This is a genomic window from Candidatus Zixiibacteriota bacterium (assembly GCA_036397555.1).
In the GTDB taxonomy this organism is placed as follows: Bacteria; Zixibacteria; MSB-5A5; order WJJR01; family WJJR01; genus DATKYL01.
The window spans coordinates 82,350-97,207 of sequence record DASWIS010000015.1; the positions used below are offsets into that span (position 1 = coordinate 82,350).

General features: G+C 61.9%; 13 protein-coding genes. 7 read left to right on the forward strand and 6 right to left on the reverse strand.

Annotated elements, in window-relative coordinates; translation table 11 throughout:
• The first annotated feature begins 20 nt into the window (after positions 1-20).
• Positions 21-524 (forward strand): MogA/MoaB family molybdenum cofactor biosynthesis protein, encoded by a 504-nt coding sequence (locus tag VGB22_06170; GenBank protein HEX9750852.1) that lies wholly within the window; start codon positions 21-23, stop codon positions 522-524.
• Positions 525-768: 244 nt separating this feature from the next.
• On the opposite strand, the gene VGB22_06175 is transcribed toward VGB22_06170, so the two are convergent.
• Together VGB22_06175 and VGB22_06180 are read right to left on the reverse strand one after the other, a co-directional pair.
• The gene (locus VGB22_06175) at positions 769-1,017 is read right to left on the reverse strand and encodes a hypothetical protein (protein HEX9750853.1); all 249 of its coding nucleotides are present in this window, start codon (positions 1,015-1,017) and stop codon (positions 769-771) included.
• Entirely contained in the window at positions 1,001-1,570 is a 570-nt protein-coding gene (locus VGB22_06180) for a sigma factor-like helix-turn-helix DNA-binding protein (GenBank protein ID HEX9750854.1), read from the reverse strand. Before VGB22_06180 ends, VGB22_06175 begins: the two co-directional genes overlap by 17 nt.
• Before the next feature lie 185 nt (positions 1,571-1,755).
• On the opposite strand from VGB22_06180, the gene VGB22_06185 reads away from it, so the two are divergent.
• From VGB22_06185 to rpsA, 6 genes are all read left to right on the forward strand, one after another.
• A complete protein-coding gene (locus VGB22_06185; GenBank protein HEX9750855.1) occupies positions 1,756-2,931 on the forward strand; it encodes a thiolase family protein in 1,176 nt (391 codons plus the stop codon).
• A 118-nt stretch (positions 2,932-3,049) separates the two neighbouring features.
• Positions 3,050-3,787, forward strand: a complete 738-nt coding sequence (locus VGB22_06190) for an SDR family NAD(P)-dependent oxidoreductase (protein HEX9750856.1) — start codon at positions 3,050-3,052, stop codon at positions 3,785-3,787.
• A 228-nt stretch (positions 3,788-4,015) separates the two neighbouring features.
• Positions 4,016-4,870, forward strand: a complete 855-nt coding sequence (locus VGB22_06195; protein ID HEX9750857.1) for an enoyl-CoA hydratase-related protein — start codon at positions 4,016-4,018, stop codon at positions 4,868-4,870.
• Entirely contained in the window at positions 4,867-5,565 is a 699-nt protein-coding gene (cmk, locus tag VGB22_06200) for a (d)CMP kinase (GenBank protein ID HEX9750858.1), read from the forward strand. The genes VGB22_06195 and cmk overlap by 4 nt, the downstream gene beginning before the upstream one ends.
• Before the next feature lie 11 nt (positions 5,566-5,576).
• Positions 5,577-6,230: a lysophospholipid acyltransferase family protein gene (locus tag VGB22_06205; protein HEX9750859.1), complete on the forward strand. Its 654-nt coding sequence runs from the start codon at positions 5,577-5,579 to the stop codon at positions 6,228-6,230.
• A 131-nt stretch (positions 6,231-6,361) separates the two neighbouring features.
• Positions 6,362-8,389 (forward strand): 30S ribosomal protein S1, encoded by a 2,028-nt coding sequence (gene rpsA / locus VGB22_06210; protein HEX9750860.1) that lies wholly within the window; start codon positions 6,362-6,364, stop codon positions 8,387-8,389.
• Between the two features lie 315 nt (positions 8,390-8,704).
• Here rpsA and VGB22_06215 read toward each other — a convergent pair whose 3' ends face one another.
• From VGB22_06215 to VGB22_06230, 4 genes are read right to left on the reverse strand one after another with little or no spacing between them, the layout of a single operon-like run.
• Positions 8,705-9,121, reverse strand: coding sequence for a hypothetical protein (locus tag VGB22_06215; GenBank protein ID HEX9750861.1), 417 nt, complete (start codon positions 9,119-9,121; stop codon positions 8,705-8,707).
• A gap of 25 nt (positions 9,122-9,146) precedes the next feature.
• Positions 9,147-9,503: a hypothetical protein gene (locus tag VGB22_06220; protein ID HEX9750862.1), complete on the reverse strand. Its 357-nt coding sequence runs from the start codon at positions 9,501-9,503 to the stop codon at positions 9,147-9,149.
• Complete coding sequence (locus VGB22_06225) at positions 9,503-12,040, reverse strand: hypothetical protein (protein HEX9750863.1); 2,538 nt, start codon at positions 12,038-12,040, stop codon at positions 9,503-9,505. The genes VGB22_06220 and VGB22_06225 overlap by 1 nt, the downstream gene beginning before the upstream one ends.
• The gene (locus VGB22_06230) at positions 12,037-14,382 is read right to left on the reverse strand and encodes a hypothetical protein (protein HEX9750864.1); all 2,346 of its coding nucleotides are present in this window, start codon (positions 14,380-14,382) and stop codon (positions 12,037-12,039) included. Before VGB22_06230 ends, VGB22_06225 begins: the two co-directional genes overlap by 4 nt.
• Positions 14,383-14,858 lie beyond the last annotated feature (476 nt).

The window sequence follows — 14,858 nt, forward strand, 5'->3', positions numbered from 1 at the left end:
TACGCCAGGCGAGGACACGATTGCACGACTCCGATCATTTGACAGCGACCGCCCGCATCGTGACGGTCTCGACACGCTGCGCCTCCGGCTTGGCCGAAGACCGCTCCGGCCCGATCCTGCGCGATGGGCTCGTGGCACTTGGAATCGAGGTGCACGGTCTCGATGTTGTCCCCGATCAGCGGCTGATCATCCAAAAGTCAGTCATCAGTCATTGCGATGTCACCCCGGTGTCGCTTCTGATCTTCACCGGCGGCACCGGCCCGACTCCGGATGATGTCACGCCCGAATCGGTCTTACCCCTGTTGAATCGCGAGTATCCCGCCATTGCCTCGGCGATATCAGCCGATGCGCGAACCAAAGTCCCGACCGCGCCGTTGTCGCGGCTGCTGGTCGGCCAGCGTCGCGGCACGATCATCATCGCGCTGCCCGGATCGGCCGGCGCGGTGATCGATGCATTGGAAACATTGCGCCCGATGTTGCCGCATCTGTTGCGACTTGCCGCCGGCGAGAAACACGGGCATTAGACACGATGACACAATCAGCGGGTGTGTCGAAGATCCGCAATGGGGTACGCGACCCGCTGTGGCGGGCATGGCGGGCTGAGCCCACCGTGCTCAAGAGCTTCGTGTCACTCCGAACTCCTCCGTCAATTAGGCCAAAATACACACACGTCATTCCGAATCCCCGAATCCCACTCGCCTCCGGCGAGTGGGATTCGGGGTGAGGAATCTCCAGGTCTACAAACATTCCCGTGCACATGATGACCGCCTATACCGTCTCCTCGATCGTCCCCTCCTGGTCTCCGCGCGTGCGCTTGATCCACCAATCCGCACCGCGATTCTGCGCGTGCTGCACCCCCTCGAGAATCGGCAGCCCCGCCCACATCAATGCGCGGCAGACATCCGCCAATGGCCGGTCCAGCGACTCGGCCAGCGCCACCAGACGCGTTTTCATCTCGGTCGAAACGAACACTTTAAGCGCGTGCTGCCGCCGGGTGCGATCAATTGTCACGGTCATGGATTACCTCCTCGTCTGATGCGTCAGTTTCGTCAGGCGACAATGGCAGGATTGTGAAGCGGCGATGATGCCTTTGGTGGCCGATCAGTGTCTGCGGCGAACCGGGACGCCAGCCGACCGCGCGTTCGAGGCGCGCCGCCATCTGCCCCCATGTCATCTCCGCCGTCTTTTCGTCGAGAATCTCTTCGGCATCGTGCCGCCACGATGCCGTGCAAATCGGGCAATCGGGATCGACGGATTGTCCGACACCGAAAAGGAACTGCGCCAACGGCGCGAGCAGCAGCCGCAGATGGCCCAGCGCGCGCCGATGCATCGCCCGCACCCGCGCCATGGAGAGGAAGTCTTCCTTTGCGATGCTGTCAAACGAGCGGCCAAGATAGTAATACCGTTCGATCACCTGCCGTTCGCCCGGTCCCAGCCGCCCGACCGCCCGACGCACCGCCCGCTCGATCAGATGCGAACGACTCATGCGGACCGGCGCGTCATGCCGATGCGCGATGAACCAGTGACGCCAGTTTGCCCCCCATCCGCCGTAACTGTTGCCGTCGTCCAATTCCGCCTCCGCGTGCCGACTGTCCCGCGCACCATGCGCGGGACCCGCGACGTCTCAGAGAAACGACGGAAAAGTGTCAGTTGCCTATCAGGTGATGGTCATCATGGTGTGAGCGGACACCAATTGTGCTCTGGTGACTGATCTGCTATACTCCCACGACTTTGAAGTGACACGCGGGTGATCTCATGGGCGATGTCTACATAGCCGGGCTGGTGCGCACGCCGATCGGGAAGTTCGGCGGGATGCTGTCGCATTTGAGCGCCGTTGAACTGGGGACGATTGCGGCCCAGGCGGCGCTGGATCGATCCGGAGTGCCGCCGGCGACTGTCAACGAGACATTCATCGGCCATGGAAGGCAGGCCGGGTGCGGTCCCAATCCGGCACGACAGATCGCGGTCGGCGCCGGTGTGCCGCAGGAGAGCCCGGCGACAACTGTCAATCAGGCCTGTGCGTCCGGACTGCGGGCGATTGCGCTGGCGGTCGATCAGGTACGGCTCGGGCGCGGCGATGTCTATCTCGTCGGCGGAACCGAGTCGATGTCGAACACGCCGTATTTCCTGCCGCGCGCGCGCTGGGGGTACCGTCTCGGCCACGGCGAACTGGTCGATGGGATGTACCGCGACGGTTTCCAGTGTCCGATTGCGGACCAGTTGATGGGACGCACCGCCGAGACACTCGCCGAACAATATCAGATCACGCGCCAATCGCAAGACGAGTACGCAGCCGAATCGCAGCATCGCGCAGCAAATGCGCGTGAACGATTGAAAGAAGAGATCGTTCCAATTCGGGTGAATAATCGCAAGGGGGGAGAGGTCGCACTCGATTACGATGAGCATGTCCGTCCCGATACGACCGTCGCAGCGCTGTCCAAACTCGAGCCGGTTTTCAAGGATGATGGCACCGTCCACGCCGGGAACTCTTCGGGGATCACCGATGGCGCGGCGGCGGCCATTGTCCTCAGTGAAGATGCGGCGCGGCGTTTGAACGTCACACCCATGGCGCGAATCGTCGATTACAGCGTGGTCGGGGTTGAGGCGCGCATCATGGGAATCGGGCCGGTGCCGGCAGTGCGACAGTTGGAGAAAATGACAGGCATTGGACTCGGTAAGATCGACCTGATCGAATTGAATGAAGCGTTCGCCGCACAGGTCTTGGCCTGTCATCAGGAATTGCGATTTGACCTGGCAACAACGAATGTCAACGGCGGCGCCATCGCGCTGGGACATCCGATCGGCTGCACCGGCGCACGCATCACGGCCACGCTATTGCACGAGATGAAGCGGCGGAACTCGCAGTACGGCCTGGCGACGCTGTGCGTCTCCGGCGGCATGGGCATGGCGATATTGTTTGAGCAGGTCTGACGCCGGGCGAGGACGCCTGGCGTGCACGTCACCTGCGCCCTCTCCCTCTGGCGGAACGTCCCGAGCGGAGCCGAGGGAGAGAGGGTCGCCGTGAGGCAAGGCGAAGAGATAGAGTCTGATGAGAAGAGATACAAAACGTCCCTCGGCGCTCGTCACCGGCGGCGCCAAAGGGATCGGCCGGGCCATCGCGCTCGCTCTGGCCGATGACGGCTACGACGTCGGCATCGTCACACGCCAAAGCGAGGCCGATGCCAAGCGCGTGATCGCCGCGTGCAAAAAGCGCGGAGCCAAAGCGCAGTGCTGGGTCGCCGACTTGACCGACATCGACGCCGCCGAATGGGTCGCCGCCGACTTTGTCCGTGAATATGCACGCTGGGATGTGCTCATCAACAACGTCGGCGATTACTGGGCGGGCCCGGTTTTGCGCATGACGACTGACACGTTGCGGTCGATGTTCCAATCAAACCTGTCGGTCGCGGTGCGTCTGTCGCTTTTGGCGATCAAATCGATGCAAAAGCGCAAGTCGGGACGCATCGTCAACATCGGCTACGTCTTCGCCGACCGGTTGCACGCCAACCCGCGCGTAGCCGCATACCAGGCGGCGAAGACAGCCATGCTCTCATTCTCGCATTCGCTGGCGGTCGATGCCATGCGCCACGGCATCACCATCAACGTGGTGTCACCCGGCGTACACCACAACACCGTCGAGAAACCGCGCAACCTGAAGAAGCTGGTCCCCGCCGGACGCATGGGTCAGGACGCCGACATCATCGGCGCAGTGCGATATTTTCTGTCGCCGGAGGCGGGATACATCACGGGTTCTCATATCAAGGTGTCGGGAGGATACGGGATATAGCGAGTACAAACTTTCATGCACGGATGAACTGTAGGGGCACGGCGGGCCGTGCCCGATGATGCGGGATGGGCACGACACGTCGTGCCCCTACACGCGGCATGCAGGCGCCGTAACTTTGCAATCGTGAAACGGCAACGGGCCGTCCGGTCCTGAGGAATCCGAGAATCCCATGATGAATGTCATGCCGAACGCAGTGAGGCATCTCTGTGCGCGCGAGGCCGCCCGGCCGTGTTATTGTCGGGGCACGATTCATCGTGTCGCGACAAAGTCACCTTTGCTGCTGAGATGAATCCCGACGGACACATCGACTGGTCGGTCGCCGAAGGCATCGGGATCATCACAATCGACCGTCCCGCGCGCCGCAACGCGTTGAGCGCGACGATGCGGTCGTCGCTGCTGGAGCGCTTGCGGTCGCCCACAACAGACCGCGGTGTGCGTGTCATCATCATCACCGGCGCCGATGGCGCTTTTTGCGCGGGCGGCGACATCCACGCGCTGCGGCAGTTCAAAGAGCGCGGCGACGAGGATGGATTTGTGCGTCTGCTCGATGAGGGACGCGAAATTGTCGGGCTGCTGCGCAACGCCGCCCAGCCGACGATCGCGATGATCAGCGGTCCCGCGCAGGGCGCGGGCTTGTTCATAGCGCTGGGCTGCGACCTGCGGTACTGCGATCCCACCGCCAATTTTGCCGCGCCGCTGGCGCGACTGGGCATCGGCCCCGAATGGGGCGGGACCTATTTGCTGACGCGATTGATCGGCACGGCGCGAACGCTGGAAATGTTTCTGAGCGGCCGCGCCTTCGATGCCGCCGAGGCAGCGCGGATCGGTCTGGTCAATCGTGTCTGGCCACAGCAGGAATTGCGGGCGCAAACGCTCGGTGTCGCCCGACAGATGGCCGGGTTGCCGGCCGACGCTTTGGCGCGCGCCAAACGAGGTGTCTGGGAGACGCTCGATCAGTCGTTTGCCGAAACGGCGGCGTATGAACGCAAAGCCCAACTGGACAACTTCCGGTCTCCGGACAGCACCGAAGGCATCGCGGCATTCTTGGAAAAGCGCGCGCCGCGATTCGGTGATGGGCCATGACGACGCCGCGCAGCGGGCATCAGGTGGTGACCGTCGATGGCCCCGCCGGTTCGGGAAAGTCGACGACCGCGCGGCTGGTCGCCCAACGGCTCGGTTTCGATTATATCGACACCGGCGCGATGTATCGCGCGGCGGCGTGGCTGGCCGACCAACTCGGCACCGATCTGTCCGACGAGGCGCAAGTCGGGCGATTGCTGGGGACGCTGGATTTGAAAATGAAAACCGATCCCGCCGGAGTTCGCGTGTTCCATGGTGATCAGGATATTACCGAGGCGATTCGCACGCCGCTGGCCGACAAACTCGTGACTCCCGTTTCGGCCAATCTGGAAGTGCGCCGACACATGCAGCGCTGGCAGCGGGAACGGGCTGCGCTGGGGAAGGTCGTTCTCGAAGGACGCGACACCGGCACGGTCGTGTGTCCCGATGCCGAGGTCAAAATTTATCTCGACGCCGACCTGAACATGCGCGCTAACCGCCGTCTCCGACAGCGGCAGGCACCGACCGATGACGGCGCGGTCGCGCGCGAGGCCCGCGAACTGGCGCGGCGCGATCGCGCCGATTCCGAACGCACGCACAGTCCGTTACGCCGCGCCAAGGATGCGATCGTCATCGACACGACCGGCATGACCGTCGCCGAGCAGGTCGATGCCGTGGTCGGCATCTGCCGGGAGCGCTTCTCTTCCGGGGCCGGGTAGAGTCACACATCATGCGCCTCTGGTATCGCCTCTGCCGTGCGACGATTTCAGCATTCTATCACATCGTGTGGTGGCCGCGCTCCGAAGGGCGCGACTTTGTCCCGCGCGGTCCCTGCCTGATCTGCTCCAATCATCGTTCGTGGTTCGATCCGCCGCTGATCGGTGTTGCTCTGGGTGCGCGTGAGATCGGCTATCTGGCCAAAGAAGAACTGTTCGGAAACCCGCTGGCACGAGCGCTCTTCTGGTCATGGAACATCCGTCCGATCCGTCGCGGCACCGTCGATCGCGCGGCCGTCGAGCATATCGATCGCTTGCTGGCACGCGGCATCCCCGTGCTGGCTTTCCCCGAAGGGACACGTTCGCGCACCGGGCGCATGCTGCCGCCGCGTCCCGGCATCGGACGATTGGTCCGCACAACCGGTGTGCCGGTTGTCCCGGCGTACGTTGTGAAGACATCGGGCATGCACCAAGCCCCGTTTCGATGGGGGCGAGTGTGTGTACGCTTCGGAACGCCGATCTCCGCCGGCGAAGTGGGCGGCTTTTCCGATGACAAGGCCGGATACCGCGCCTTGTCGCGCCTGATTATGGAACGCATCTGCTTGTTAAGCGACGATCCGGATCGGGACCGCCGCGACGCGCTGGAGAGTCCCGGGACTCCGGTCTGACGGCCAATTCCCGACCGGTATAAAAAGCGCTTGGCGTTACGGTTATGGTTTGGCATAATGGAGGGCTTTTTCTGAAAATACCGAAAGAGCCGCCCGCAGGGCGAACGCTGGAGTGTGTTGGAGGTTTGATCGTGCCACAAACGACCAAAGGCGGCAAGACCGGCCGCGCTGAAACCACCACCAGGAAGAGCAAATCGACATCCGTTGTATCCGCCAGAAAGTCCCCGAAAGAGCAAGCCGAAGAGACCACCAGTCGCAAGCGCAAGAAAGTCACCGACGTCAAGACCGAGGGGCTGACGCGCACCGCCACGGTGCGCAAGACCAAGTCGGTCAAACGCGCCGAGCGGCCCTCCGAGACCGCAGTCGTCGTCGAGGAACGCGAAGAAATCTACGCCCCCGACTGGGAAGAGGCCGAATTCACCCCGGAAGACGACGCGCGCATGGACACGCTCTATCAGGAGTCGATCGCCAATGTCATGGAAGGCGAAGTCGTCAAGGGACGGGTGCAGGCGGTCGGGCGCGACGAAGTGATCGTCGATGTCGGCTTTAAGTCCGAAGGCGTCATCCCCATCGGCCAGTTCGGCGAACCGCTCAACATCAAAGTCGGCGATGAGATCGAAGTCTTCCTCGATGCCGTCGAAGACCAGGAAGGCCAACTGGTCCTCTCGAAGTCCAAGGCCGATTTCCTGCGGGTCTGGGATGAGATTCGCGCCGCCCACGAGGGGGGCACGGTTTTGGACGGCAAGATTGTTCGTCGCATCAAAGGCGGTCTGGTCGTCGACATGTTCGGGGTCGAGGCCTTCCTGCCGGGGTCGCAGGTCGGCCTGCGCCAGGTCGTCGACTTCGATTCGCTGATCGGGCAGGCGCTGCCGATGAAGATCATCAAGCTCAACAAGAATCGTCGCAATATCGTCGTCTCCCGCCGCGTCGTACTTGAAGCGGAACGTGATGAGCTGCGCGATAAGCTGTTAGAGGAAATACAGATCGGACAACTGCGCCGTGGCCGGGTCAAGAACATCACCGACTTCGGCGTCTTCATCGACTTAGGCGGCGTCGATGGACTGCTGCACATTACCGACATGTCGTGGGGACGAATCCGTCACCCGTCGGAACTGGTGGCGGTCGGTGACGACATCGAAGTCAAAATACTCGACTATGACGGCCAGTCGGGGCGCATCTCGCTGGGCCTCAAGCAACTGACCCCATACCCATGGGACGACGTCGACACCAAGTATCCTTCGGGGAGCCGCATCACCGGACGCGTCGTATCGATCACCGACTACGGCGCCTTCGTCGAATTGGAAAAGGGCGTCGAGGGACTCGTTCACATCTCCGAGATGTCGTGGACGCACCATGTCAAGCATCCCTCCAAGTACATGCAGGTCGGCGACACGATCGAAGCGATGGTCTTGAATGTCGACAAAGACCACCAGAAGATCTCTCTGGGCATCAAACAACTCGAACCCGATCCGTGGTCTGCGGTCGAACTCAAGTTTCCGGTCGGCACCCGTGTCGAGGGCAAGGTTCGCAATCTGACCGCCTTCGGCGCCTTTGTCGAGTTGGAGGAAGGCATCGATGGTCTGGTGCACATCTCCGATTTGTCCTGGACCCGCCGCGTCCAGCATCCCTCTGAAATCCTCAAGAAGGGCGATTCGGTCGACGTGGTCGTGCTGAACATCGACGCGGAAAACCGCAAGATTTCGCTGGGTCACAAGCAAGTCCTCGAAGACCCGTGGCCGAACTACCACGAGCGGTTCCGTGTCGGCAATGAGATGAACGGCAAGATCCTGCGCATGCTCGACCGCGGAGTCGTGGTGGACATCGATAATGAAGTTGAAGGATTCGTCCCGCTCAATCAGTTGGGCGTCAAAGATTTAGACAAGCCGGAATCGGCGTTCAAGGCCGACGACGTATTGGATTTGCGGGTTATCGAATTCGATCCGACCAATCGACGCATCGTGCTGTCGGTCGAGGCCTACTTCAAAGAACGCGATCGCGCCGAGCTGGAGCAATTCCTCGCGGCGCATCCGACCACGGCCGGGACGTCACTGGGCGAGGCGGCGGGTGTGCCCGAAGCAGTGCCGTTGCCAGCAGAGCCAGAATCCGAATCCGGAGAACCCCAAGGGGTCGATGAAGTTGAGTCGAAACCGGAGGAATAATTCCGGCGATTGGCAAAGTCCGATGAAAAGTGGGAATTGTTTCCTGTCCCGAGGGTATATATACATAGAGAGTGGGGAAGTGGTTCTCACGAAGTGCGGAACACGGTGACCGAGAAGGAGCGCCAAGTCCGAATCGAACAGTGACTTAATATCGTCGCGCGATGCCGGAACAGAACGGTGACGAATCCGTTATAGTCAGTGCGAGCACAATGCGGGACAATCCCACCTCCTTGTCCCGCTCTGCAAATCCCCGGGTGACTGCGAGCGCCCGGGGATTTCCTCCATCTAAGGGAAAAGTACAGACCGCGCCGCTATCTACCGCGAACCCGCCGGCATCGCTCCGACCGGCGACTCCTGTCCGGCAAAGTTCAGCCGCGCGCCGTACTGGGCCACCAAGGCATCACGGATATCCTGCCCGGCCTTGCCCCCCTGAAGGTCCGCCTTGACCAAATCGTGAATCGCGTGGGACAGCGTGCAGTGGCAATCGCTGAGCAGCGCCTGCGATTCATCGGTGTTGGGACAGCGAAACCCGGCGAGGATCCAGTTGTCTTTGGCGTCCAGCGAGTGCGGGCAGTTGGCCGTCGCGCTTGTCTGAAACGGATTGGCGCCGGCCGCGCCGAACGTGCCGGCTGCGCCCCGGTCCTGGCCGACCAGATAGCCGCCGATGAAACCCACCAGAATGCCGACCAATGCCATGAGCACGGCATTGATCGGACTGCTTTTTGAATTCACATTTCCTCCTCAGGGAATTAGTTGTTCACATCTGGAGACGGGAACCGTACTCGGTCTCGATCTCACGTCGAATTTCGCTGCCGGATTTGCCCTGTCCCAGCTCGTCTTTGACACGGTCCATGATCTGATGCGCCAGCATGCAATGGCATCCGTTCAATGGCACCTGGTCGGCGGGGTTCGGGCACTTGAACCCGGCCAGAATATATTGATCTTCGAGATCGAGCGTGTGCGGACAGCGGTTGATTACAGTCGTCGCGACACCGGCCGCCGCCGGACCGTTTTGCCCGAACAAGAATCCGCCGACAAAACCCAGCAGCAGGCTGACCACCAGCACCAGCGCGAGATTGACTCCGCCTTGTTGTCCTGGTTGCGTGTCATCCATCACAACGAGCCCTCGGCCGCATTCGCTCCGTCCGGCTCCGACTCCGGTTCGTCGGCGCGCTCAGGCGGGTAATTAAGATACGACATCAAACGGTATTCAAATTGGCTGATTGTATTTTGGATCGGGTTGGGAATCATCGCCGTGTAACCCATCACCGTGCGCTCGAACGTGCTCGACTTCGCATAGGCGATCACCTGCCCTTTCCCGAAGCGACGGCGCGCGCAACTCACGCTGCTGTCGGGCGCGACCACCAACGGGTCCCCACCGATCACCCGACCGCCGTTTTCCCACAGGACACCGAGAAGTCCCTGGCCCTGGGTGCGGCCGCCGCCGCGGATCGGCGTCATGTCGAACCGCATCCCGAACTGGGCCAGCAAGGGGTTGGATGTCGATCGGGCGTTTTTCGGATCATCGAAAATGTAGAGCGTGCCGCCGTCATCGACAAACTGCCGGCACATCGCGACCTCGGTCGAATCGAAATGCCGGACCGGATCGATGATCATTTGTCCGCCGGGCTGCGCCAGCGCCTCCTCCAACGTCGGGAAACGGCGCGGCACGATTCCGACGCGCTGTGTCCACAGGAAAAACGTGGAAAAGTCCTTGTCGCCCTCACGCGCCAGGCGCAATTCGGGAATGAAAAAGTCGGAGTGCTCGTGCTCGAAGTTCAACTGCGCATACTGACGGTGCGGCTGCGGCACCGGGTAATTCTTCGCATTGACGGCCTCAATCATCTGCGCGGAACCGGTGAACACCAATCCGGCCGTCGCCGCCATCCAGCCCCATCCCTCCAGACGCATCCCGAGCGCGGCAATGGCCGCCACGGCAATCCCCAGCAACCCCACGCCGACTGCGACGATGCGCCAATAGTTCAAAGGAAAGGGATCGTAGCGGTTGACATAGTCCGCCAACTCCAGCGCCAGTTCCGGTTTGCCCGGGATGAACACGAAGAAGTTCGACCAGAGGGTCGAATCGGTAAATGAGACGATGCGTCCCTTGCCGCAGCGCGTCGCCATCGACAGCAACAAGGGCCCGTGACGATACCCCGTGTGACCGGTGCGCTCGGGAAAGAAGTTGCGTTCGGTGTAGTCGGCCGGCAGCGTCTTGACATCGACGCCGGTGATGATCGAACGCGCGCACAGATCGCCGTACATGCTGCACGGTCCCCCGAAGAGGAAGTCATCGGGCATGTTGTACGCAACCGGATGCGGCAGCAGCCGTCGCATCCGTTCGAGATTCAAGTCGCCCGCCTCGATCTCGTAGACGATGTCGGGGATGAACCGCTGCCCGAAGCGCTGGGCGACCGGGTTGAGAAACGTCGCGTAGCCGAACACATTCGTGTGCTCGCCGATTAAGATCAATCCCCCGCCGTCGCAAACCCAGTCGTAGACCGCCTCGATCTCCCCGGGCGCATACGGCTGCGTCGGCACTTTCAAAACCAGAATGTCGTAGTTGTCGAGCAGTTCCGGCGTCAGGGAATCGAACCCGCGTTCCATCCGGTAGTAGTTGCCCCAATACTCCGCCAGGCAGTAGAAATTGTATGTCGACTGCTGGCCGTACCAGACGGTGTCGAAGGGCATTTCCGACCATTCCCAGTCGGAATGCATCTCGTCGATCAGCATCCGCCCCGGTTTCATCACCCCGGCGGGGTGGTAGCCCTCAACGGCGGTCCAGGCGAGCACGCCGACGGCGGTCGCGCCGATCACGACGCCGACCCGTCGGCCCGAATGCGAAACACCCGGCGTGTACCAGCGCGGCCGATCAAACAATGGCAGGCGTTGCAGAAAGATCGCCACCGGCCACGCGGTCCACGCAAGAATGAGCGGACTCCAGAAGGAGTCGGGCAGACCTTCGTGCGTGTAGTCCCACAGCATGATCGCCGCGTACCGCACCAGGGCGAACACACTGATGATGAACGCGCCCGTCAGCAGCGAGCGAACACGAATCACGCCCACGATCGCCAGGCCGATCAGTCCCATGAAGACCATGAGAAAGACGATCAATCCCATGTTGTTCGGCGACGGCACCACCTGGTAGAGCCGGTCGATCGACATCAGATGCAGACCATTCTCCAGCGCGGCTGCTTTGAATCCGAACAGACGGAACGCGGCGGCCAGAATCGTGGAGGGGATGGCTGCGCCGTGTCCGCGCGGCCCGAAGTAAACCACGAACAGATACAAACCGACCAATTGTGTCAGCGCGACTGTTCCGGCCACGGCCAATCCGCGCCCGATCCGCGCGCCGGGGCTGGTCGCGCCGAACGCCACCAATATCAGAGCGCCCGCTGCGAGGATGTACGCCCCGATGTATTCCGGGGAGTTCCAAATGGCCCCAAAGGCGACCAGCGCGGCGGCGGCCAACAGCGCCGACCAGTGCCAGCGACGCGACTGGACCGACGAATACCATGATGCGACGACGATCAGCAAGGTGCCGCATGCCCCAAACCATAAGAGTGTCGATGGGACCGGCTTGAAGTTCGGCCAGACAAATACCCAGCCGGTGGCCCACAGGACGGTTCCCCAGATATACAGGCGTCTCATGAGGTCTTCTGCCGATGCAGCGAGGCGAACAACTCGCGCAGAAAGTTGATGTTTTCCAGCACGACAAAATCGTTCTGGCCTTCCAGATTCATGTTCAGCAGAAACTCCGAATCGCCGATGGCGATGACACCGCCCTGGCCGCGACGGAGCACCTTGGCCACCGGATAGTTGAACGCTTCGATCAGAACCTCCGCGCCTTCCGGGTCGCCCGCGATGGGGTAGGCGTTTTTCATCTTGACGGGCATTCCCATTCCGTGCCCGTCGGCTTCGCCCAGCGGCACATTCTCGATGCTCAATCCGAATCGTTCCAGCAAGCCCTTCGCTCCACTGCGCATATCCCACCCGGCGCCGATCACGAGCCAACCGCCGTCGGTGACGAAGCGTTCCAGACGACCGATCTCGCGAGCTGTGTAGGGGTGTGTCGGCGTGCAGGTCACATACAACTCGGCGGGATATTCATCGAGCACAAAAGGCGACTTCGCAAACCGCGGGGAGTATCCGGCGCGGAAGAGATTGTACTCGATGGCGCCGACCGAACGATCCTCCCAGGCCATGTAATCGAAACGGTTGCCGTGTCCTTCATCGATCACGGCGGCGCGAAACTGTCCGATGGTCCAGTCCGGCTTCGATCCGCCGGGCAGTTCAAACCAGAATCCGACGGAGAGCGCCGGCAACAGCAGCGCCGTCCAGAGTACGATCGGCTGACCCACCGACATCGCCACGAGGATCGTGCCGAGAATCCCGATCAGGATGAACAGTAGCGGAAGCCGCCACTGATCGACAATGCCGAGCCATCCCTGCGGCGCCGCCCAGCGGATGGAGCGATTGATCAGCGAATGCGAACGAATAATGGTGCCGTTCTGATACGGCGAAGTGTCGCCGTGCAGCACCGCCCGCCCCTTGCCCCAATGAGCCGCGGCTGCCAGCACGACGTCGCCCAATGGCTCGCCGGGGTCGTACTCGAGGTTGCCCAGATAGGAGCGCGCGGCATTGTTCATGTCGCCCGGATCGGAAAACGCGCCGCGTCCGATGACGAACGGTTCGCCCTTCGGGCCGGCGGTCACCGACGCGCCCAGCCACAACTCGGCATCCATCACGCCGCCGGAGCGTCCCAGGGGATGAAACAGATATGATTTTGCGGCCACCCAACTGCGGCGCAACGGCACCGCGGTGTCGAAATTGAGCTCCAGCCCGCAGGGCGCCAGAATGTCGTTGGTCGGTTCGCGGATCGCGTCCGTGCCGGTGTGATCCCCGACGATCACCAGCCCGCCGCCCCCTGCGATAAAGTCGTAGATGTTCTGACGCTGTTCGGGGTCGAACTTCTTTTGCAGGTTGGCGATGAAGATCACGTCGACGGAGTCGAGCAACTCCTTGGTCGGCTCACCGCGAAAGACTGTGTGCCCGCATGACTCCAAAAAGATCGGCAGAAAGCCGAACATGCCGCCGGAACGGTCCCCGTAACGTCCGTACTGCGGCAGCCCGGTGTCCAACATGTTGGTGCTGGGCATCAACACGCGGACCGGCCGATTCACGTACGCGGGGGAGCCGGCAATCAGGAAAGCCAATACGACAGCGGCCGCGCCGACTGCCAGCGTGGGCGACCAACGTGCGCCGGCGCGCGATTCGACCGGCAGAGGGGATGTCGTACGCGCCAGCAGCGCCATGTACCCGGCGACGAACACGCAAAAAACTCCGGGCATGTCCAAGTGTGGTGTCGATGAAACCGGAATCGCCCCCGAAATCAGATTCGCGAGCGTCGGCGCCATCCAGACATACACGACGCGCGCCGCCTCCAGCGCCAGCAGCGATAGTCCCGCCATCAGCCATTGCGGATCACGCCGTGCGATGAGTAACCCGATGATCCCGGAGAGTCCCAGGAGCAACAGGTCGATTCCCTGCGCCGATGGTCCCAGGATCAACTGCCGGGACATGACCTGCGTTACGACTTGCGAATAGTCGAAGGTCCAGCTCAACAGCCAGCGATATCCGACCGGCAGGAAGAAAAAGCAGGTCCACACGATCGTATACATCGCACCGGCGATGACCAGCGGACGCGATGCGCCTCTGCGATCGGGCTGCCCGAAACGGTCGAATCCCCACGCGCAGACGGTTAGCAAGACAAGCCGCAGCACCGGTCCCGCGGCCATGATGACTCCGATGGCCAGCGCGCACGACGACCAGCGAATGAGCCAGTTGACGCCCCTGCCCAGTTGGGGAATGACCGGGAATGACCTCCAGAAGAATCCGATCAGCACCGCGCTGACCAGCGCATAGATCGGCGCGCGGAGATCCCCAACGGCGTGTGACAGCGCAGCCAGCGCCGCAAAGTAGAAGAATGTCATGAATGTAGTATCACTGTGGTGTCTTAACAAACCCCGGTCGGGCAATGATGATACACAATGTACGGGGCCCCGTCGAGGTGATCTTGCAGCAAAATTGTCAGCGACTCCCCACACAGCCCGCTCGGTGTCAGCCCAAGGGCTGACCCGCACAGTACCGATACTAATCCCGCTCGGTGCAAGACGAAGGGCTGACCCGCACAGTACCGATCCCAATCCTGCCTGGTGTCAGCCCAAGGGCTGACCCGCACAGTATCGATCCCAATCCCGCCTGGTGTCAGCCCAAGGGCTGACCCGCACAGTACCGATCCCAATCCGGCCTAGTGTCAGCCCAAGGGCTGACCCGCACAGTACCGATCCCAATCCCGCCTGGTGTCAGCCCAAGGGCTGACCCGCACAGTACCGATCCCAATCCTGCCTGGTGTCAGCCCAAGGGCTGACCCGCACAGTACCGATACCAATCCTGCTCGGTGTCAGCC

Coding starts and splice junctions, on each gene's coding strand:
- VGB22_06175 (HEX9750853.1), bottom strand. CDS start 1,017: ATGACCGTGACAATTGATCGCACCCGGCGGCAGCACGCGCTTAAAGTG.
- VGB22_06185 (HEX9750855.1), top strand. CDS start 1,756: ATGGGCGATGTCTACATAGCCGGGCTGGTGCGCACGCCGATCGGGAAG.
- VGB22_06190 (HEX9750856.1), top strand. CDS start 3,050: ATGAGAAGAGATACAAAACGTCCCTCGGCGCTCGTCACCGGCGGCGCC.
- cmk (HEX9750858.1), top strand. CDS start 4,867: ATGACGACGCCGCGCAGCGGGCATCAGGTGGTGACCGTCGATGGCCCC.
- VGB22_06205 (HEX9750859.1), top strand. CDS start 5,577: ATGCGCCTCTGGTATCGCCTCTGCCGTGCGACGATTTCAGCATTCTAT.
- VGB22_06220 (HEX9750862.1), bottom strand. CDS start 9,503: ATGGATGACACGCAACCAGGACAACAAGGCGGAGTCAATCTCGCGCTG.
- VGB22_06225 (HEX9750863.1), bottom strand. CDS start 12,040: ATGAGACGCCTGTATATCTGGGGAACCGTCCTGTGGGCCACCGGCTGG.
- VGB22_06230 (HEX9750864.1), bottom strand. CDS start 14,382: ATGACATTCTTCTACTTTGCGGCGCTGGCTGCGCTGTCACACGCCGTT.